Annotated in this window: 23 protein-coding genes; 12 read left to right on the forward strand and 11 right to left on the reverse strand. The window is 66.0% G+C overall.

Going from position 1 to position 18,965, the window contains the following annotated elements; translation table 11 throughout:
• Window positions 1-9: 9 nt before the first annotated feature.
• From AB7F10_RS03725 to AB7F10_RS03740, 4 genes are read right to left on the reverse strand one after another with little or no spacing between them, the layout of a single operon-like run.
• A complete protein-coding gene (locus AB7F10_RS03725) occupies window positions 10-615 on the reverse strand; it encodes a YeeE/YedE thiosulfate transporter family protein (protein ID WP_428557615.1) in 606 nt (201 codons plus the stop codon).
• A gap of 43 nt (window positions 616-658) precedes the next feature.
• Window positions 659-1,681, reverse strand: a complete 1,023-nt coding sequence (locus AB7F10_RS03730; RefSeq protein ID WP_428557614.1) for a methionine synthase — start codon at window positions 1,679-1,681, stop codon at window positions 659-661.
• A gap of 6 nt (window positions 1,682-1,687) precedes the next feature.
• Window positions 1,688-2,935, reverse strand: a complete 1,248-nt coding sequence (locus AB7F10_RS03735) for an FAD-dependent monooxygenase (RefSeq protein ID WP_428557613.1) — start codon at window positions 2,933-2,935, stop codon at window positions 1,688-1,690.
• Between the two features lie 12 nt (window positions 2,936-2,947).
• A complete protein-coding gene (locus tag AB7F10_RS03740) occupies window positions 2,948-3,196 on the reverse strand; it encodes a zinc-finger domain-containing protein (RefSeq protein ID WP_428557612.1) in 249 nt (82 codons plus the stop codon).
• A 144-nt stretch (window positions 3,197-3,340) separates the two neighbouring features.
• Here AB7F10_RS03740 and AB7F10_RS03745 point away from each other — a divergent pair, with 144 nt between their 5' ends.
• The 5 genes from AB7F10_RS03745 (at window position 3,341) to AB7F10_RS03765 (ending at window position 7,635) form a co-directional block, all read left to right on the forward strand.
• Entirely contained in the window at window positions 3,341-4,543 is a 1,203-nt protein-coding gene (locus tag AB7F10_RS03745; protein ID WP_428557611.1) for a hypothetical protein, read from the forward strand.
• A 10-nt stretch (window positions 4,544-4,553) separates the two neighbouring features.
• Window positions 4,554-5,306 (forward strand): alpha/beta fold hydrolase, encoded by a 753-nt coding sequence (locus AB7F10_RS03750; protein ID WP_428557610.1) that lies wholly within the window; start codon window positions 4,554-4,556, stop codon window positions 5,304-5,306.
• Between the two features lie 2 nt (window positions 5,307-5,308).
• On the forward strand, window positions 5,309-6,199 hold the full coding sequence (locus AB7F10_RS03755) for an alpha/beta fold hydrolase (protein WP_428557609.1): 891 nt from the start codon (window positions 5,309-5,311) through the stop codon (window positions 6,197-6,199).
• Window positions 6,200-6,271: 72 nt separating this feature from the next.
• A complete protein-coding gene (gene cysE / locus AB7F10_RS03760; protein ID WP_428557608.1) occupies window positions 6,272-7,096 on the forward strand; it encodes a serine O-acetyltransferase in 825 nt (274 codons plus the stop codon).
• Window positions 7,097-7,224: 128 nt separating this feature from the next.
• Window positions 7,225-7,635 (forward strand): DUF3126 family protein, encoded by a 411-nt coding sequence (locus tag AB7F10_RS03765; RefSeq protein WP_428557607.1) that lies wholly within the window; start codon window positions 7,225-7,227, stop codon window positions 7,633-7,635.
• Between the two features lie 6 nt (window positions 7,636-7,641).
• On the opposite strand, the gene AB7F10_RS03770 is transcribed toward AB7F10_RS03765, so the two are convergent.
• Window positions 7,642-8,343 (reverse strand): hypothetical protein, encoded by a 702-nt coding sequence (locus AB7F10_RS03770; RefSeq protein WP_428557606.1) that lies wholly within the window; start codon window positions 8,341-8,343, stop codon window positions 7,642-7,644.
• A 167-nt stretch (window positions 8,344-8,510) separates the two neighbouring features.
• On the opposite strand from AB7F10_RS03770, the gene AB7F10_RS03775 reads away from it, so the two are divergent.
• The 3 genes from AB7F10_RS03775 to AB7F10_RS03785 all read left to right on the forward strand — a co-directional run bounded on the left by AB7F10_RS03775 (window position 8,511) and on the right by AB7F10_RS03785 (window position 10,195).
• Window positions 8,511-8,837: a DUF6949 family protein gene (locus AB7F10_RS03775; protein ID WP_428557605.1), complete on the forward strand. Its 327-nt coding sequence runs from the start codon at window positions 8,511-8,513 to the stop codon at window positions 8,835-8,837.
• Between the two features lie 124 nt (window positions 8,838-8,961).
• Complete coding sequence (locus AB7F10_RS03780) at window positions 8,962-9,597, forward strand: glutathione S-transferase family protein (RefSeq protein WP_428557604.1); 636 nt, start codon at window positions 8,962-8,964, stop codon at window positions 9,595-9,597.
• A gap of 67 nt (window positions 9,598-9,664) precedes the next feature.
• Window positions 9,665-10,195, forward strand: a complete 531-nt coding sequence (locus tag AB7F10_RS03785; RefSeq protein ID WP_428557603.1) for a gamma carbonic anhydrase family protein — start codon at window positions 9,665-9,667, stop codon at window positions 10,193-10,195.
• Window positions 10,196-10,325: 130 nt separating this feature from the next.
• Here the strand turns inward: AB7F10_RS03785 and AB7F10_RS03790 are convergent, their stop codons facing one another.
• The 3 genes from AB7F10_RS03790 to AB7F10_RS03800 form a co-directional block, all read right to left on the reverse strand.
• A complete protein-coding gene (locus tag AB7F10_RS03790; RefSeq protein ID WP_428558389.1) occupies window positions 10,326-10,931 on the reverse strand; it encodes a transglutaminase-like cysteine peptidase in 606 nt (201 codons plus the stop codon).
• Between the two features lie 355 nt (window positions 10,932-11,286).
• Window positions 11,287-11,910 (reverse strand): PilZ domain-containing protein, encoded by a 624-nt coding sequence (locus AB7F10_RS03795; RefSeq protein WP_428557602.1) that lies wholly within the window; start codon window positions 11,908-11,910, stop codon window positions 11,287-11,289.
• Window positions 11,911-12,131: 221 nt separating this feature from the next.
• Window positions 12,132-12,749: a PAS domain-containing protein gene (locus AB7F10_RS03800; protein WP_428557601.1), complete on the reverse strand. Its 618-nt coding sequence runs from the start codon at window positions 12,747-12,749 to the stop codon at window positions 12,132-12,134.
• 407 nt (window positions 12,750-13,156) lie between these two features.
• On the opposite strand from AB7F10_RS03800, the gene AB7F10_RS03805 reads away from it, so the two are divergent.
• Window positions 13,157-13,927 carry a rhomboid family intramembrane serine protease gene (locus tag AB7F10_RS03805; RefSeq protein ID WP_428557600.1) on the forward strand — a complete coding sequence of 257 codons (771 nt, stop codon included), beginning with the start codon at window positions 13,157-13,159 and terminating at the stop codon, window positions 13,925-13,927.
• A 175-nt stretch (window positions 13,928-14,102) separates the two neighbouring features.
• Window positions 14,103-14,534: a CBS domain-containing protein gene (locus tag AB7F10_RS03810; protein WP_428557599.1), complete on the forward strand. Its 432-nt coding sequence runs from the start codon at window positions 14,103-14,105 to the stop codon at window positions 14,532-14,534.
• Between the two features lie 6 nt (window positions 14,535-14,540).
• Here AB7F10_RS03810 and AB7F10_RS03815 read toward each other — a convergent pair whose 3' ends face one another.
• The 3 genes from AB7F10_RS03815 to AB7F10_RS03825 all read right to left on the reverse strand — a co-directional run bounded on the left by AB7F10_RS03815 (window position 14,541) and on the right by AB7F10_RS03825 (window position 16,929).
• Entirely contained in the window at window positions 14,541-15,566 is a 1,026-nt protein-coding gene (locus tag AB7F10_RS03815) for a patatin-like phospholipase family protein (protein ID WP_428558388.1), read from the reverse strand.
• A 187-nt stretch (window positions 15,567-15,753) separates the two neighbouring features.
• Window positions 15,754-16,356 carry a flavin reductase family protein gene (locus AB7F10_RS03820; RefSeq protein WP_428557598.1) on the reverse strand — a complete coding sequence of 201 codons (603 nt, stop codon included), beginning with the start codon at window positions 16,354-16,356 and terminating at the stop codon, window positions 15,754-15,756.
• 3 nt (window positions 16,357-16,359) lie between these two features.
• Window positions 16,360-16,929, reverse strand: coding sequence for a nitroreductase family protein (locus tag AB7F10_RS03825; protein WP_428557597.1), 570 nt, complete (start codon window positions 16,927-16,929; stop codon window positions 16,360-16,362).
• Window positions 16,930-17,075: 146 nt separating this feature from the next.
• On the opposite strand from AB7F10_RS03825, the gene AB7F10_RS03830 reads away from it, so the two are divergent.
• Window positions 17,076-18,107, forward strand: coding sequence for a hypothetical protein (locus AB7F10_RS03830; protein ID WP_428557596.1), 1,032 nt, complete (start codon window positions 17,076-17,078; stop codon window positions 18,105-18,107).
• 15 nt (window positions 18,108-18,122) lie between these two features.
• Window positions 18,123-18,881 carry a trehalose-phosphatase gene (gene otsB / locus AB7F10_RS03835; RefSeq protein WP_428557595.1) on the forward strand — a complete coding sequence of 253 codons (759 nt, stop codon included), beginning with the start codon at window positions 18,123-18,125 and terminating at the stop codon, window positions 18,879-18,881.
• The last annotated feature ends 84 nt before the right edge of the window (window positions 18,882-18,965 follow it).

Consider the following 18,965-nt stretch of genomic DNA (forward strand, 5'->3'; position numbering starts at 1 on the left):
TTCTCCCGATCAGATGCGACGCAGGACGAGCATCGCGGTGGCGATGCCGCCGGCGAACATGGCCGCGACCGCAACCATCGAGCCGACCGCGAGCTGCGCGGTGCCCGACAGGCCGTGGCCGCTGGTGCAGCCGTCGGCGATACGCGCGCCGACCAGCATGATGAAACCGGCGAGAAAGGCGACGGCGTAGCGCCGGGCCGGCGATGGCGAACCGAGCGCGCGCGCCCAGATCGGCGAGATCGGTTGCCGCCTCGCGCCCGACAGTTTCATTGAAATGAAGGCGCCGATGCCGATGCCGACGACCAGGGCCACCTGCCACCAGTTCTTGCCGGTCGCCGCGATGTGTTTGGCGATGTAGTCGATCGTCACGGCGGACGGATCGGCCCATGAGGCGAGAAGGCCGCCGATGGTGACGTAGGACGACGATGCGCCCAGCGCCGTTTCGATCAGAATGAAGGCTGGAATTTGCAACAGGCCGATCACCACGCCGGCGATGTAAGGCGACCAGGCTTTCTCGGTCAGGGACATGGCAAGGCTCCCTTCAGAAGCGGGGCAAATACATATTATTTTATGAATATATAAGATCGGCCAAAGCGCCGCCTTGACCTGAATCAACAGGTCAGCATGGCCGCGTTCGCGATGGCGTTCGGAACAGCTTTCAGGCGTAACGCTGGCGTGCGAGCGCCGCGCCCTTGCCGAGCGCGACGAGCTTGGCTTCCGCGATGTCGCGGCGCATCGGCGCCATGCCGCAATTGGTGCAGGGCAGGATGCGTTCCTTCGGCACGAACTTCATCGCCTGGCCGATCACGTCGGCGATCTGCTCGGGTGTCTCGATCGCGTCATTGGCGACGTCGATGGCGCCGACCAGCATGTCTTTCCCTTCGAGCAGTTCCATCAGCTTCATCGGAACTTTCGAGTTGATGCACTCGATGGAGACCTGCTTGATGTTGCTCTTGGCGATGGCCGGGAAAATGTTTTCGTATTGCCGCCATTCCTGCCCAAGCGAGTTTTTCCAGTCGACATTGGCCTTGATGCCGTAGCCGTAGCAGATGTGAACGGCCGTGGCGCATGTCAGCCCGTCGATAGCGCGGTTGAGCGCTTCGATCCCCCAGGTCGCAACCTCGCCGAGAAACACATTGAAGGCCGGCTCGTCGAACTGGATGGCGTCGACGCCGTCCTTCTCGAGCGCGCGGGCCTCCTGATTGAGCAGATCCGCTGCCGCCATCGCCATCTTGATCTTGTCGCCGTAGAAACGATCCGCGATCGTGTCGGCGATCGTCATCGGGCCGGGCATCGTTATCTTGAGCTTGTGTTTTGTGTGCTTGCGGGCGTGCTGCGCTTCCTTCGCGTGCACGCGGCCTTTCAGCTTCAGCGTGCTGGTGACGACGGGGACCATCGCCTTGTAGCGATTGTCGCGGATGCCCATCTCGACCTTGTGCTCGAAGTCGATGCCTTCGACCTGTTCGAGAAAGCCGTGAACGAAATGCTGGCGGGCTTGCTCGCCATCGGTGACGATGTCGATGCCGGCGTCTTCCTGCATCTTCACCGCGAGCAGCGTGGCGTCGAGCTTAGCCGTGTCGAGGTCGGCGCCTTTCAGGCGCCAGGCCGGCCATAGTTTGTCCGTCTCCGCGAGCCATGCCGGTTTCGGCAGGCTCCCGGCCACCGTGGTCGGGAACAGCATCGGGCGTTACTCCGTTTCCCCATCGCCGATGTCGGCGACATATTTATTGGGCGACTCGAATTTCGGCGGCCGCCATGCGTAGAGCCAATCGTAACGCCCCAGAAGTTTTTCGCCACCTTTTGCGCGCATCACCATGTTCCGGATCAGCGCCTCCGGTCCCGTCAGCCCATAGATGCGGGCCTGCTTGCGGGCAGCCTTCTGCGCCATCGCGGTGCGCTTGCGGCGGGCACGCTCATATGCGCGCAAAGCTTTCGCGGGATTGTCGCCGCCGCCCGACAACACCGCTGCAAGCACGGCGGCATCTTCGATCGCCATCGCGCCGCCCTGCGCGAGGAACGGCAACATCGGGTGGGCGGCATCGCCCAACAGCGTCACCGGCCCACTGCCGGAGCGATAGGGCGAGGGGCGATCATACAGCGCCCACTTCTGCCAGCGGTCGGGCACGGCCACGAGTTGCCGCGCCGCCTCGCACCAGGAGAAGCGGCCGAAGTGCCGCATGATCTCGTCGCGGTCGCCGGTCGCGCTCCAGCCGCCTTCCTTCCATTCGTCGTTGACGATGGCGACGATGTTGACCATCGCGCCGCCCTTGACCGGGTAATGAACGAGATGTGCGTCCTGCCCGAGCCAGAGGTTGATCATCATCTCGCGCCAGGGCGCGGCGACCATCGGCGCCGGCACCAGCGCGCGCCAGGCGACACGATGACGGAACACCGGCGGCGCATGGCGGCGCAGCCGCTCGCGCACGGTCGACCAGATGCCGTCGGCGCCGATCAGCGCCATGCCGCGCGCGTCGATCACTTCGCCGGCGCGGCGGCCCTGCACGGTGACGCCGTTCTTGTGAACGGCGAAGTCCTCGATGCGGGTCGCAAGCTGCAAGGTGATGTCCTGCGTCGCACGCGCGGCGTCGGCCAGCGCGAGCTGCAGGTCGCCGCGATGCACGGTCCAGTACGGCGCGCCGTAACGGCGCTCGGCGGTCGCGCCGAGCGGAATGCGCACGATCTCGCGGCCGAAACCGCCGGACATTGCGCGGATCGCCTGCGGCTCGATGGCGGTAATGCGAAGCCGCTCCGCGACGCCGAGCTGGGCGAGCACGCGGCTCGCATTGGGCGAGAGCTGAATGCCGGCGCCGACATCCTCGAGCCGCGGCGCCTGGTCCAGCACCGTGACGCGCAAGCCCGCGCGCGCGAGCGCGAGCGCCGCGGTCAGGCCGCCGATGCCGGCGCCGGCGATGATGACATGACGCTCGGACGCCAACGCAGCCTCCTGTTAGGCGGCTGCTGTGTCGCGCAGGGCGCAGTCCGCCGGGCGGGCGTTGCGGGGGTCGAGCTTGGGGTCGTGACGGTACAGCGTCGAGCAATAGGGGCAGATGATTTCGGCGTCGTCGCCCATGTCGAGGAACACATGCGGATGATCGAACGGCGGCTTCGCGCCGACGCACATGAATTCCCTGGCGCCGATTTCGATGACCGGAATGCCCGGATCGTTGTGAAAATGGGGAACGATTCGGTCCGCCATGACGCTCAAATCCCGTTTTGCTCAGATGGTTTAACCATTGCGCGGTAGTTTTGCGCGATTGTGGCGGCACCATAGCGGGCGGCCCCCGAATTGCCTAGTTGGTTCGGGAACAAGGTCCCCATGAAGCCGCTCCTGACGCGGCCAATGGCAGGATTCGGGCAGGCGATGATCACGCCGGACGAATGGCAGCGGATCAACGGAACCGGCGCAGCCGTGCCCGTACAGGCGCGGCGCAGAAGCCCGCTCACGCCCGCGCTGTTCGCCTGCCTTGTCTTCGCCGGCGTTGGCTATGTGACGATCCCGCGTGGCATCGAGGCCCAGCACTTGATCGCCATCGAGGACGACCCGGCGGAGATCGCCGAGCGGGCGCTCGCCGACCGTTTCAACGCCGATGTCGCCAGCCGCGAAATCGAGGCGGCGCTTGAGGCCGACGACGCCGACCTTGCCAACAGTTTCGTCGAACTGGCGCGCGAGCGGCGGGTCGCGCTCGACCCCGCACTGACGAAGAAGGTCGAGATCGCGGTCGCCGACGCGAATTCGACCAGCCGCGCGATGCAGAGCTTCGCGATGGGTTTCGTCGCCGGCGAGCCGAAGGACATGGCCGGTCTCGCCGGTACGACGCTGGGCGATCTTTTCGTGTTCGGCGACATTCGCGACGCGGCGCGCGAAGGCGCGCGGCTTGCGGCCGGCGAACCGGTCGACACGCTGGTGCTCGGTCTTGCCGGTGTCGGCCTCGCCATCACCGCCGGCACTTATGCAACCGGCGGCGTTGCCGCGCCCGCCCGCGTCGGCGTGTCGCTCGCCAAGGCGGCGCGCAAGGCGGGCCGGCTCGGCAGCGGACTGGCCGACAATGTCGGCCGCATGCTCGCCCGCGTCGTCGACTGGACGCGGCTGCGCACCGCGCTGGCCGGCGCGTCGGTCACCGAGCCGATGGTGGCGATCCGCGGCGCGCGCGAGGCGGTCAAGGTCGAGCGCGCCGGCGGCCTGTTGCATCTCGCCCGCGATGTCGGCCGCGTGCAGTCCAAGGCCGGCACGCAGGCCGCGCTGGACGGCCTGAAGATCGCGGAGAACCCGCGCGAGATGGCGCGGCTGGCGAAACTTGCCGAGAAAAAGGGCGGCAAGACGCGCGCCATCCTCAAGGTCGCGGGACGCGGCGCGATCGCGCTGTCGCTTGCGGCGATCGACCTGGGCTTGTGGATATTCGGCGCGCTGTTCACGATTTTCGGCCTCGTCTCGTCGCTGAAATCGGCCACCGAGCGTGTCACGGCGAATGCGCTCCGCCGCCGCAAGGACCGGCGGCTCGCCGATCAACAGCGCCGATTTGCAGCGATGACGATGCGCGGCTAAAGAAACCCGCATGGCAAGGTTTCGTCACGGCAATGTCGAGATCGACTTTCTCGACGAAGGGGCCGGCGAGCCGGTGGTGCTGATCCACGGCTTCGCCTCCAACAAGGAAATCAACTGGGTCCATCCCGGCTGGGTCACCGCGCTGACGCGGGCGGGCTACCGCGTCATCGCGCTCGACGACCGCGGCCACGGCCGCTCGACCAAGCTCTATGAGCCGTCCGACTACGACACCGCGCTGATGGCGGAGGACGTGCGCGCGCTGCTCGATCATCTGGTGATCGCGAAGGCCGATCTGATCGGCTATTCGATGGGCGCGCGGATCGCGGCGTTCACGGCGCTGAAATATCCCAACCGCGTGCGCTCGGTGACGCTGGGCGGCCTCGGCATCCGGCTCGTTGACGGCGTCGGTCTGTCGCCGGCGATCGCCGACGCGCTGCTTGCGCCGTCGCGCGACGACGTGACCGATCCGACCGGACGCACCTTCCGCGTCTTCGCGGAATCGACCCGCTCGGATCTGAAGGCGCTTGCCGCCTGCATCCGCGGCTCGCGGCAGACTCTGTCGCGCGAGGAAGCCGCGTCGATCCGCGTTCCGGTGCTGGTCGCGGTCGGCACCAAGGACGATGTCGCCGGCTCCGGTCCCGAACTCGCGAAACTCATTCCCGGCGCAGCCGTCCTCGACATCCCGGATCGCGACCACATGCTCGCGGTCGGCGACAAGGTGTTCAAGCAGGGCGTGCTCGACTTTCTCAAGAAGCGGCCCTGACGATGCAGGAGACATCATTCAGCGGAGCGCTCGGCAATCGTCTTGCCGCCGACAAGTTCGGCGGCGACGGCGCGCCCGTCTTGCTGCTGCATGGCGGCGGGCAGACCCGCCATGCCTGGCGCAAGACGGCCGAAGCGATTGCGGCTGCCGGACGCACCGCCTACGCGGTCGACCAGCGCGGCCACGGCGATTCCGAGTGGATCGGCAGCGGCGCTTACAAGTTTCAGGACTACGCATCGGACGTTGCCGCGGTGGCGCGCGAGATGGCGCAGCGTCACGGCGAGCGGCCGGTCGCGATCGGTGCCTCGCTCGGCGGCATCGCTTCGCTGCTGGCCGAGGGTGGCGCGGCCGAGCGCGGCGAGCCGCTGCTCGGCGGTCTGGCGCTGGTCGATATCACGCCGCGCGTCGACGTGAACGGCGTCGACAAGGTGATCGGCTTCATGCGCGAACATGCGCGCGAAGGGTTCACCTCGGTCGAGGAGGCGGCCGAGGCGGTGGCCGCCTATCTGCCGCACCGGCCCAAACCGAAATCGAACGAGGGATTGCGCAAGAATCTACGGCTCGGCGACGACGGCCGCTGGCGCTGGCACTGGGATCCGCGGTTCCTCGAGTCGCGCGGTCCCGACGGAGGCGATCGCGACGGGCTCGAGGCAGGACTGACGGCGGCGGCGCGCCGTCTTGCTATCCCGACATTGCTGGTGCGCGGCGCCTCGTCGGAACTGGTCAAGCCCGAGCACGCCCGCGACTTCCTGCAACTGGTGCCGCATGCGGAATATGCAGATGTGAGCGGTGCCCGGCACATGGTTGCCGGCGATCAAAATGACAGCTTTTCAAGCGCCATTCTCGATTTTCTGAACCGTTTACCATCCCCGCGGCTCTCTCCCCGGCATTGATTGTGTGCTAAAAGAGTGCTGTCAGAGTTCCGGCGTTCGAATTGCCAAGTTCGGATTACCAAGGGTGAAGTGATGGCGCGACAGCAAACACGGCCGACGCGCGGCCTCAACACAGTCGATCCGGTCTGGAGCCGCGTGCGAGACGAGGCCGAAGACATCGCGCGCCGCGAGCCGGAGCTTGCGAGCTTCATCTATTCGACCATCCTGCATCATGACACGCTGGAAACGGCGGTCACGCACCGCATTTCCGAGCGGCTGTCGCATGCCGATGTGAGCGGCGACCTGATCCGCCAGGCCTATGCCGGTGCGCTCGAGGATCAGCCCTCGATGGGGCTCGACCTGCGCGCCGACATCATCGCGGTGTTCGATCGCGATCCCGCGACGCACCGCTATCTCGAGCCGGTGCTTTATTACAAAGGCTTCCACGCGATCCAGACGCATCGTCTGGCGCACTGGCTGTGGAACAAGGGCCGCCGCGACTTCGCCTATTATCTGCAGAGCCGCTCGTCGGCGGTGTTCCAGTGCGATATCCATCCTGCGGCGAAGATCGGCCGCGGCATCTTCCTCGATCACGCGACCGGCCTCGTGGTCGGCGAGACGGCGGTGATCGACGACGACGTTTCGATCCTGCACGGCGTCACGCTCGGCGGCACCGGCAAGTCGAACGAAGATCGTCATCCGAAAATCCGTCGCGGCGTGATGATCGGCGCCGGCGCCAAGATCCTCGGCAATATCGAGATCGGTCATTGCGCGCGTATTGCCGCAGGCTCGGTCGTCATCAAGCCGGTGCAGAACAACGTCACGGTGGCGGGCGTGCCCGCCAAGGTGGTCGGCGAAGCCGGTTGCCCCGAGCCGTCGCGCGCGATGGACCAGCTTTTCTACGATTCCGGTCCCTAGAGCGTTTTCAAGCGAAGTGGGTACCGGTTCGCGTTAAGAAAATGCGATAAACAAAAAAGCATCAAACTGCGCTTTTCATTGCGCGCCGCGCGTGGCAAGACACCCCACGACCGAGCGGGAGATTTTGCGTGGACGTTCAGGAAGTTCGAAAACTCGACGCCTATCTGAAAAAGCTGTTCGGCAATGCGCGGTTGCGCGTGGCGCCGAAGGGCAAGGATACGGCCGAAGTCCTCACCGGCGACGACGTTCTCGGCGAGATGACCGTCGACAACGAGGACGGCGATCTGTCCTACAATTTCCGCATGGAAATCGACATCGGCCAGAACATCGACGCGACGCCGGTGCAACTCGCGTCCTACCTGAAGCATAAATTCGGCAACGAGAACGTGCGCGTGGTTGGCCGGCCGCGCAAGACGGACTCGCTCGAGGTCTATATCGGCGAGGACTTCCTCGGCGTGCTGTTCATCGAGAACGAGCGCGGCCGCAAATATTACATCTTCGAGCTGCCGATCCTCGACCTCGATTTGGAAGGCGTCTGACGCCGCTCATCGCGCCGGCGGATGCAGTCGCGCGAGCAGGCGGTCGATGTTGTGCGCCACCGTCTGCCAGTCGGCGAGCCAGTCGCGCGGAAAGCGCACGGTGACGTCGGCGCTGCCGACGCGGCGGTCGTAGAGACACATCCCTGAATTGCCGACGCCGGAGCGCGTGCAGCGCGCTGCGAAGTGTTCCGGCGCATCGGGATCGTAGACGAAGTCCTCGCCCTGATACGGCGTGCCGTCGCGGAACGCGCGCACCGCGACGCCGTCGGGTCCGGTCGTCGCGGCCTCCGCCAGATAGCGCGGATAGATCGTCTTGGCGCGTTCCAGCGGCGGCAGCGCACCGTCGGTGACCTCGATGGTCACGAACAGCCGCTCGTTCGGATTGACCGGGTTCTGCACGCTCGGCCGCTGCGTCGGGTCGGGCGGCGTCAGCGACGGCCAGCGATAGGTGAGGTCGACGCGGGTTTGCGTGCCGGGCTTGCGCTGGATGTCCTGGCGGATGGCGGCCGGCTCGATGTTGAAGGCCTCGCCGCCGATGGTGATCGGCAGCGTGGGGGCGTCGAGCGTCACCGGGGCGCCCGGCCAGCGCGGCCACAGCACATAGGCGACGTAGAGCGTCGCGGCGGCGGTCGCGGCGAGCAGCACCAGCGCCGGAAGGCCGAGCAGGGAAATGCCGCCGTCGCGCCTGCGCTGCCGTGGAGCGGCCAAGGGAATTCTCCTGCAAATCCGGCGAAAAGCCGCCGAATCGGGGGGATTATTGCATGCCGGGCGGCGCTGCCGGTCCGTTGCGGCGTTTACCTTTTCTTAAGGATTGGATGGCGGGGCCGGGTTCCCTCTGACATCAAAGGGCGTCCGTAGCGCGTGAGCCCTCCCGTATGACCTTCGAGTCCGTCCAGTCGCTGATCGCGGTCGCGATCGGCTTTTCCTTCGCCGGCCTGTCCGCGTCCGGCTACCGGCTCGTCACCAGCCAGTTGCCGAGCTTCGGGTTGCTGCAGGCGGGGCCGCGGCTGTCGTCCTTCGCGGCGGTGCCGGTGCTGCTGTTCTCCGCGCCCTTCATCATCATGCGCAACACGCTGATCGGCCGCCGTCACGAAGGCCGCCGTTTCGAATTCGTTTTCGCCGCGACGCTGATTGCCGGCTTCTGGAGCCTGATGTCGGGCACCGTCGTGGTCGCGGCGCTGCGTGTCAGCGGCGCGCTCTGACGCGCACGTAATCTCGAACATTGCGGGGATGGATCGCCGCGCCTGAAAGGGCGCGTGCGTCAGTCATCTTTTGGCCTTGCCTCGACGCTGTTATGAATCGGCGCAGACACAAGGGAGATGCCGGATGGGCGATCTGGTTCTGACCACTTTCGACTGGGTTCCCGAAGCGCCGCGCGGTCTGGTGCGCGACCTGCGGGTGCGCTGGGCACTCGAGGAGGCAGGCTTGCCCTATCGTGTCGCGAGCGTGCCGTTCAAGGAGCGGGGCGGCGAACATTTCGCGCATCAGCCGTTCGGTCAGGTGCCGTGGCTGACCGACGGTGACATCTCGATCTTCGAAAGCGGGGCGATCCTGCTGCATCTCGGCGAGCGCAGCACGAAGCTGATGCCAGCCGACTTGCAAGGCCGCTCCGACACCAAGGAGTGGCTGTTTGCGGCGCTCAACTCCGTCGAGGCTGCGAGCATGCCCTGGGTCATGTTCAACTTTTTCGGTTTCACCGACTCGCCGGAGCGGAAGTGGCTGGACGACTTCCTCACGCTTCGGCTCAAGCATATGGAGGCCGTGCTCGCAAAGCGCGAATGGCTCGCGGGACCGTTTTCGGTTGCCGACATCATGATGGCGGACGTGCTGCGGCCGATCGACCGCTTCGACGGTCTTGCAAATTCTCCTGCCTGCCGCGATTACCTCGCGCGTGCCACGGCCCGTCCGGCCTTCGGCAAGGCGCATGCGGATCAGATGGCGCATTTCGCCGCCGCCGATTGAGCGCCGCCGGCCTCTTCCAATTTCCGGGAATCCTGCCAAGTTCTCGCTCCTCTGAGCGGGAGTCGCTATGCCGATTTACGAGTACGAAGGCCAGGCGCCGGAGTTTCCGGACGAGGGCAGTTACTGGGTTGCCGAGACGGCGGCGCTGATCGGCCGCGTGCGATTGAAGCACGATGCCAGCGTCTGGTTCGGCGCGGTGCTGCGCGGCGACAATGAATGGATCGAACTGGGCGAGCGTTCGCAGATCCAGGACAACTGCGTGCTCCACACCGATCCCGGCTTTCCGCTCACCATCGGCTCGAACTGCGTGATCGGCCACAAGGTCGTGCTGCACGGCTGCACGATCGGCGACAACTCGCTGATCGGGATGGGCGCCGTCGTGCTCAATGGCGCGAAGATCGGCAACAACTCGTTGGTCGGCGCGGGCGCGCTGGTCACGGAAGGCAAGAGCTTCCCGGACAATTCGCTGATCGTCGGTTCGCCGGGACGCGCGATCCGCAAACTCGATGACAAGGCGATCGAGCTGATCCGCGGCGGCGCCGACATCTACGTCAAGCGCTGGAAGCAATACGCCAAGGGTTTGAAGCGTATTGGGTGAGCGTGATCTCCCGCACCCCCAAAAAGGGGTGCGGCCGGCCCCTGGGGAAGGGCCGGCCGCGACGAACCCGGTCGGGGGACGGGGAGGGGTGGGGACGAGACCGGGTCCGCAAGCTTGATCCTCTGAAGCGTTACCTCCGCGACGATGCGACGGTCGGTGCCGGCCGCGTGTCGCCCAGCGCAACCCAGACATTCGGGTCCGACTGCGACTGACGCTTCACGAAGCGAAGGCCGGTTTCGTTCCAGGGCAGCACTTGCGCTTCCTGGTTATCGAGAATGAATTCGCCGCGGTCGGTCTTGACCGTGAGGACGGCGTGACCGTCGCCATTCTTGTCGCGCACGACGGTGATCAGCAGCGCGCCGCGCGGCCAGCCGGCCTTCATCAGCATCTTGCGCTTGAGCAGCACGTAGTCTTCGCAATCGCCGTAGCCGTCGTCGGGATAGTTCCAGCGTTCGACCACGCCCCAGTGGTCCTGATCGGTGATCGGCTTGATGTTGCTGTTGACCCAGTTGTTGACCTGCACGAGATCCGCCCAGGCCTTGGGCGAGAGCACGACGTCGCGCGGTTCGGCCGGCCTCGTGTTGCACTCCTGCTTCTGCTCGAGACAGAACTCGACCCAGCCGATCGGCGCGCGGGCGGTGGCGCCGACGGGCAGATAAGCCACGCGCTCAAGCGGCGGCGCGGCTTGCGCCGGTGCGGTGGCGCCGGCCGTCATCGCCAGCAAGCCGATACACATCGCTTGCAGTATTCCCTGCGTATTCGTTTTCATTATGTGACCCCTTCCCATGTCCGAGGGTCACAATCGCAGATAGCTTTTGAATTGCGGCTAAGTCGTGCAAGTACATTTGAGACGAAACTGAGTAAAACACGCTTCGAATACTTGTAAAACTCTCCGATAATTTGTCTAAAAATCTATCGAATACAATTTAGCTAAAATTTTAAACGTTAAGCGCGGACCACGCGTGCCGCTGCGCCAAACCGCGCGTTTTGGCGCGCGCGTTTACCGTGCGGCGCGCACGAAAAAGCCGCCGGGCGATGCCGCGGCGGCGGATGGAGAGGGCGCTGGGGCGCGGAAAGCGCCCGGCGGGCGTTTACCCGCCGGTGACGTTATCTTCCACGAAGTCCGGATGCTGGAGCCGGGTGAACTCGATGGCGAAGCCGCCTTCGATGTGGCGCACCACGCGGCCCGGCGCCTTGCCGATGGTCACGACAGCGCCGACCGGCGGTCGCTGGTCGTCGGAAATGCCGATCGCAGCGCCGGATTCCGACAGGTCGATCACGCGGCAGGCGACATTGGTGCCGTTCGGCAGGATCAGGCGGGCCGCCGGGTTCCGCGGCGTGAAGCGGCCGTGGCGGCGGTCTTCCGGCAGGTTCAGGATATGGCGGTTGGCGAGCCAGGTGAGCTGGGCGGCGAGCTTGTCGCGCTTGCGCGCGGTCGCCGCGATGGTCATCGCGAAGCCGTTATGGAAGACGCGGGCGATGGTGCCTTCGAGGCGGCCGAGATGGTCGATATAGGCGATGACGCGCTCGCCGGGATTGCCCGACACCGGGGCCAGCACGGCCATGCCGCCCGGCGACATATCGACGACCTGACAGGGATAATCGTTGCGGTCGGCCAGCATGTAGCGGCCGAGCAGGTTCACTTTGACGCGCTGATGCCGGCGCCGTTCCTCGGTGAACGGCAGGAATTTCGGATTTTCAGCGGGCATCGCCATGAATCGTGTGCCGATCGAAAACCGCGCGCAAAGACGCACGCAATAATCTGGCGAAACTAAGTAGCTATCGTTAACAGCCGGTTAGTGCGTATGAAGACGAGGAAATTCGGCCGCGCGCCAAGATTTTCTTTTGTCGCGTTTTCTTCACGCGAACCGGCCGTCGCCGGCCGAAGCCGGCTATGGCCGGCGAAGGCCGGTGTCCACTTTGCTTGAAAACGCTCCTAGCTCGCCTTTTCCCGCGGATTGTCGTTGGCCGGATCGCTCTTGCCGCCGTCATGGACGACGAAGCCCTTGCGGATCTTGCCGCCTTCCGCGGCGACGAAACGCGGGCTGCCGGTCCGCTTGTCGACCGCGCCGAGGTGGCGGATCGAACCGAGCTCGAGCTGCTTCAGCGTTTTCACGCCGATCCAGTAGGGCACCTGCACGGGCGCAAGCACGCCGAGCGCGCGGATGCGGGCATGGCCCTGCCGCGCCATCGGCAGCAACAGCAGTTCAAGCTCGATGGTCTCGCCATCCGTCGTCACGCCGGTCGCGCCGGCCACCGCGCCGATCTGGTCGTTGGCAATGATGCCGAGCAGGCGGCGCACCTGTTCGCGGCTGGCCTCGCTCCACAGCCCGTCGACGATCTCGTTTTTCAGCTCGCGGCGGAACAGCGCGCAAATCCGCGTGCCGGCGAGGCGAAAACGGAACTCGCCGCCGAAGTCCACCGACAGCATGAAGACATCGCCCAGCGAATGGCGAATGGCGCCCGGATCGATGTCGGCGCGCTGCGGCGCCGGATTGCGGCCGCGGCTCTCGTTCCAGTGCGTAAAGACATCCCGGCTCGACGTATGTTTCATGACGGCACCCTGTTTCGCGGCGGGACGTTTGTTGGCGCGGCCTGTCTCCAAACAGGACAGACCGCAGCAATTCCCGCCGCCTCGTGCCGGACGGAGCAGGCCGCGTGCCGTGGAGCGCCTGTCGTGGCGCGGCGCGGCCGTCGCCGCGAATTAGCGTTAAAAACGTCGGGCGCTTGCGGTGACACGCCGGGGGTTTAAGGTCGCCGCCGATCCACGCGGGCGGCCGGCCTGGCGGACCTCCAGAGGCCGGCGCCACAAGACTGATTTAAGGGAGAGCGAAAGCTCTCCTTTTTTCTTTGGCTGCCTGGAGGAACCGCGTTTTTCCGCGCTCCGCTCAGCGCATTGTGACCCGGCGGCGCTGGCAGGGCCTTGCGCCTGCCGCCGCGAACCGCCTAATTGGGCCGGTCATGTCGCTTACGCCTCCCGCCCGCCGCGAGCCGGTCTTCAACGTTCCTTCGGTCATTCTCGGCGTTCTGGCGCTTCTCGCGCTGATCCACGTCGCGCGCTGGCTGTTTCTGAGCGACCAGGAAGACCTCGAATTCGTTCTGCTGTTTGCCTTCATCCCCGCGCGCTACGACCCTTCGCTGCTGGTCGGCGGCGCCATACCGGGCGGACTCGGCGCGCAGATCTGGAGCTTCGTCACTTATTCGGTGCTGCACGCCGACAGCATGCATCTCGGCTTCAATGCGCTGTGGCTGCTCGCGTTCGGCAGCGCGGTGGCGCGCCGCTTCGGCGCCGTGCGGTTTCTGGTTTTCTTCGCGGTGACGGCAGCGGCCGGCGCGCTCGTGCATCTGATGACGCATCACGCGGCGCTGTCTCCGATGATCGGCGCGTCCGCGTCGATCTCCGGCGCGATGGCGGTTGCGATGCGCTTTGCATTTCAGCGCGGCGGGCCGCTCGGTTTCTGGCCGACCGGCAATGACGATGCCTATCGCGTGCCGGCGCTGCCGTTGTCCGGCGTGCTGCGAGATCCGCGCGTGCTCGCTTTTCTGCTGGTCTGGTTCGGCGTCAATTTCCTGTTCGGTGTCGGCACCGTACCGTTTGCGGGCGAGGGGCAGACGATCGCGTGGGAGGCGCATATCGGCGGCTTCCTTGCAGGTCTCCTGCTGTTCGATCTGTTCGATCCGAAGCAGCCGCCGGCCGATCCGGTCACCTATGCGGACCGCGGCGCGGCGTAATTGCGCGCCGGGACCGCAGGCCATCACGTGACGCGCTGAAATATTTGCAAGACGATGTGAAGCTTGTGCGGTGCACCCAAGCTTGACGGGAACGTGCGTGCGGCACGAACGTTAGGCAGAGGCCCGGACTCAATCGCAGGGCCGTTCCCTGCGCAGCCGGGTCAGGGAGGCGACTATGACTGTGACAGCCATTCTGTCTGCCAAAGGCACCGAGGTGGTCAGCATCGAGCCGACCGCGACGCTGGCCGACGCCGCAAAACTTCTCGCCGCGCGGCGTATCGGATCGCTTGTCGTGCTTGGCGCAGGCGGGCGTTTATCCGGCGTTCTGTCGGAGCGCGATATCGTGCGCATGCTCGGCGAGCACGGCGCGGCGGCGCTCGATCAGCCAGTCGGGCAGGTGATGACGCGAACGGTCGCGACCTGCTCGCCCGACGAGCCGATCGAATCGATCATGGAGCGCATGACAAGCGGCAAGTTCCGCCACATGCCGGTGCTGGATCAGAACCGGCTCGCCGGCATCGTCTCGATCGGCGACGTGGTGAAGGACCGGCTTCAGGCGATGGAGCGCGAGACCGAGGCGATGCGCGACTACATCCAGTCGGCGTAGCGCGGCCTATTTCGCCGAGCCGCCATTGGCTTCGACCGGGTGCGACAGCGCGGCGATCGCTTCCTGGATCGATGGCAGCGCCTTTTCGGCGGCTTCGGCGCCGAGTTCGATCGACTGGCTGGCGCGGTGAAAGTCGAACCAGCCGACCGAGCCGACCTTCGGCATGATGGAAACATCCGGCGGGTCGCCGGCGAGGCGTGCGCGCGTGATGCGATCCTGCATCACGTTGAAGGCCTCGATCATCACCGTCGGAATGCCGGGGCGCTGACGGCCGCCGAACAGATGGCGCAGCGAAAAGCCGTCGTGGAAAATGCCCCGCAGGCCCGAGCTTTCGCTCGGCGGGGGAATACCGTCATCGACATCGTTGGTGCCGTAGTCGGCGATCACGGTGCCGCGTCCGAACAGATCGGAATTCAGCCCGACCGCGATGACGAGCCGCGCCCCGAGCGCGCGCGCCGCCGACACCGGAACCGGATTGACCAGCGCGCCGTCGACCAGCCAGCGTCCGGCGATGCGCACCGGCGGAAAGATGCCGGGCAGGGCATAGGACGCGCGCAGCGCGTCGACGAGGCGGCCGTGCGTCAGCCAGATTTCGTGGCCGGTGGTGAATTCCGTGGCGATGGCGGCGAAACGGATCGGCAGATCTTCGATCTTGCCTTCGCCGAGCGCGGCCTTGAGCTGGGCGTCGAGCTTGCGGCCGCTGATGAGGCCGGCGCCGGACAGGCTGATGTCGAGCTGGCCGAGAATGCCGCGGAAGGTCAGCTTGCGCGCCCAGGCTTCCATTTCGTCCAGCTCGTTGGCGGCATAGGTGCCACCGACGACCGCGCCGATCGAAGTGCCGACGATGACGTCGGGGACGATGCCGTTCGCGGCCAGCGTGCGCAGCACGCCGATATGGGCGAAGCCGCGCGCCGCGCCGCCGCCGAGCGCAAGGCCGATGCTCGGCCGTTCCAGTGTCGGACGTTCGGATGCGGCGCTCGCATTCACGGTGCGATCGCCGTTGCGGTGACGTGAAAACAGACCCTCGAACACCACGATCAGCCTCCCGGTGTCGATGATCCGCCTGCGCGGTCAGGGGAACAAGCCAATTGCGACACTATGGTGAAAACCGCTGCGGGGAGAACCGCTGAATGAGATTTGTGACCCAACAATGACGTTACAGGCGTTGCGCCGTTAATAATGAGACTTAACGCGGCGCGGGGGCAATTGGTTGCAGCGTTCAGGATTCCGGACGCACCAGCGTAAAGGTACGCTCGACCACCGCATAGTCGTGGTAGCCGCATCGCGCGATCGGCTTCATCGCGGCGGTATCGAGGAGCCCGTCCTTGATGAAACGGTCGTCGATGTGAACGCCGACCACCTGGCCGAACACCACGAAGCCGTCGACCGGCTTGCCGTCGACGTCGTGCAGCGGAATCATCATCGTCTTCTTGCATTCGAGCGCGCAGGGCGCGGCGGCGACGCGCGGCGGCTTGACGAGCTTCGAGGGCGCCGGCGCCAGACCCGCGCGCACCATCTCGTTTTCGCCATAAGCAAGCGGCGCGGCGGTTTCGTTCATCGCCTCGCGCAGATCCCAGGTCGCGAGATTGCAGACGAACTCGCCGGTCTCCTCGACGTTGCGCACCGAATCCTTGAAGCCCTCGCTGCCGAACATCACGAAGTTCGGCTTGCTCAGGATGCCGTTGAAGAACGAGTAGGGCGCGAGATTGACCTCGCCCTTGGCGCTGATGGTCGTGACCCAGCCGATCGGCCGCGGCGCGACGATGGCCTTGAACGGGTCGTATCGAAGCGGACGGCTGCCGTCGCGGGTGTCGTAGAACATTGCTTATGCCTTGTAGTGAGTCACGACATCGGAAAGCTTCGGCCGCGGCCGGTCTTCCGGCGCTTTGGCGGTGCGCCCGATATAGACGAACCCGGCAAAGCGCTCGTTGGCGCCGAGGCCGAAAGCGTCGCGCACCGCATCGTCATAGGCGATCCATTCGGTGAGCCAGCTTGCGGCAAAGCCGAGGGCGTGCGCGGCGGTGACGAGGTTCATCGCCGATGCGCCGGCCGAAAGCTGCTGCTCCCACTCCGGGATCTTGGCATGAGGCGCGGCGCGGCTAACGACGGCGACCACCACCGGCGCGCGGGCGAGGCGCTTGTGCTCGAAATCGACCTGGTCGGGCGTCGCGTCCGGCCGCGCCTTCTGGAAGATCGCGGCGAGTTTGTCCCCGGCGGCAAGCCGCGCGTCACCCTCGAACACGATATAGCGCCAGGGCGTGAGCTTGCCGTGATCCGGCACCCGCGTTGCGACGGTCAAAATCGTGTCGATGTCGGCGGCAGTCGGCCCCGGACCCATCATCTCGACCGGTTTGACCGAACGACGGGTTTTGAGCAGGTCTAAAGCGTCGGGCATTGCAAAATCCCCAGCCGGGCCTGAAGCGGCCCCGAGCGGGACCAGATGGCGCTGGCGCAGTACCATAGGGTTTCGGGGGTGACAAACCGGCGGGGCGCGCCGTCCGGCTTGAATTCGCCGGGATTCGGGCCGAAAACAGCATCGTCATGCGGGCTGCCCGATACCTCCAACCTCTTTTGCGCATCGCCGTTGCGGTCGCCGCATTGCTCGTGCTTGCGGGGGCGCCGGCGCGCGCGCAGTCGGGCGGGCCGTCCTTGTTCAGCACCGCGCCGTCGGCGACGCTGGTTGCGCCGTCGACCGGCTCGCAAGGCAGCACCCTGTTTTCGCCGGGCAGCAGCGGCGGTCTCGTGGGCGACGCGCCGCTTCTGCTGGCGCCGCCGGGTGCCGCGCCGACGCAGGCTGCGCCGATGGTGCCGGCCGGCCATGTCGCGTTGCAGCTGTCCGCGCGGTTCGGCAAGGAAGCGCCGCCGATCACCGCCGGTCTCGTCTGGCGCATCTACAACGCCAAGGCCGAGGCCGACGGTTCGTTCCGGATGCTGCGCGAGGAGAAGGCGGCGGCGCCGGTCATGGTGCTGCCGGCCGGCAACTACGTCGTTTATGTCGGCTTCGGCCTCGCCAATGCGGTCAAGCCGGTGCGCCTGACGTCGGAAACCGTGCGTGAGGTTTTCGAATTGCCCGCCGGCGGCTTGCGGCTGGAAGGCAAGGTCGGCGATGCACGCATTCCCGCCGGTCAGATTTCATTCGACGTTTACAAAGGCAGCCAGTTCGAGCCCGGCGACCGCCGTCCGATCGCCGAGCGTGTGTTGACGGGCGACACGGTGATCGTGCCCGAGGGCACTTACTACATCGTCTCGAACTACGGCGACGCCAATGCGACGGTGCGCTCCGACATCCGCGTGCAGGCCGGCAAGCTGACCGACGTCACCGTCACGCACCGCGCCGCGGTGGTGACGCTGAAACTCGTCGAGGTGAAAGGCGGGGAAGCGCTCGCCAATACCGCGTGGTCGGTGCTGACGCCGGGCGGCGACGTCATCAAGGAGTCGATCGGTGCGTTCCCGCGCGTCGTGCTGGCGGAAGGCGAATACCGCGCCATCGCCCGCAACGAAGGCAAGGTCTTCGAGCGCGAGTTCAAGGTTACGCCGGGCGTCGATGGCGACATCGAAGTGCTGGCGCGCTAGCTCCGGCCCCGGGCAATGGCAAGTTTGACTGATGACGGTGCGGCAAGGGCGCTTCTGGCGCTGGCGCGCTCGCAGCCGGCATTGCTGCTCGACGTCGACGGCACGCTGCTCGATATTGCGCCTGCGCCGGACCGCGTGCATGTGCCGGACGGCTTGCGCGACACGCTGCAACGGATTTCGGCCGCGACCGGCGGCGCCTGCGCTTTCGTGAGCGGCCGGCCGGTTGCCGATCTCGACCGGATCTTCACGCCACTCACCTTGTCCGCCGTTGGCGCGCATGGCGCGGAGCTGCGCGTGTCGGGAGAGGCGATCCGGCCGCTCGCCGCGCCGCTGCCGGACGCGTTGCGGCGAAAGCTGGTTGCCGCCGCGTCCGACGCCGGCGTCATCGTCGAAGACAAGGGCTATTCGCTTGCCCTGCATTTTCGTGGCGTGCCGGAACGCGAGGCGGAACTGCGTGATGTCGCCGCCGCAGCCATTGCGGCTTCGCCGGGTCGCAACCTCGTGCTGCTCGACGGCAAGGCCATGATCGAGGTGAAACGCAGCGGAGTCGACAAGGGCAGGGGTGTCGCCGCGTTGATGGCGCTGCCGCCGTTCCACGGGCGGCATCCGGTTTTCATCGGCGACGACGTCACCGATGTCTCGGTGTTTGACATCCTGCCCGGACTGGGCGGCACGGGATTCTCGGTCGGCCGCCCCGATCCGAACGTCGCCGCCATATTTCGCGCGCCGCAGGACGTTCGCGCCGCGCTTGCCGAGCTGTCCATCCGCCTTTGAATCGCCGGAAATCCGGCGAATTATCATCAGGTTGCATCGCGTTGAACTTTGAGCGCGGTTCGTTCGTTATCGAGGGGGGATGCA

It is taken from the genome of Pseudolabrys sp. (genome assembly GCF_050250095.1).
Taxonomy (GTDB): domain Bacteria; phylum Pseudomonadota; class Alphaproteobacteria; order Rhizobiales; family Xanthobacteraceae; genus Pseudolabrys.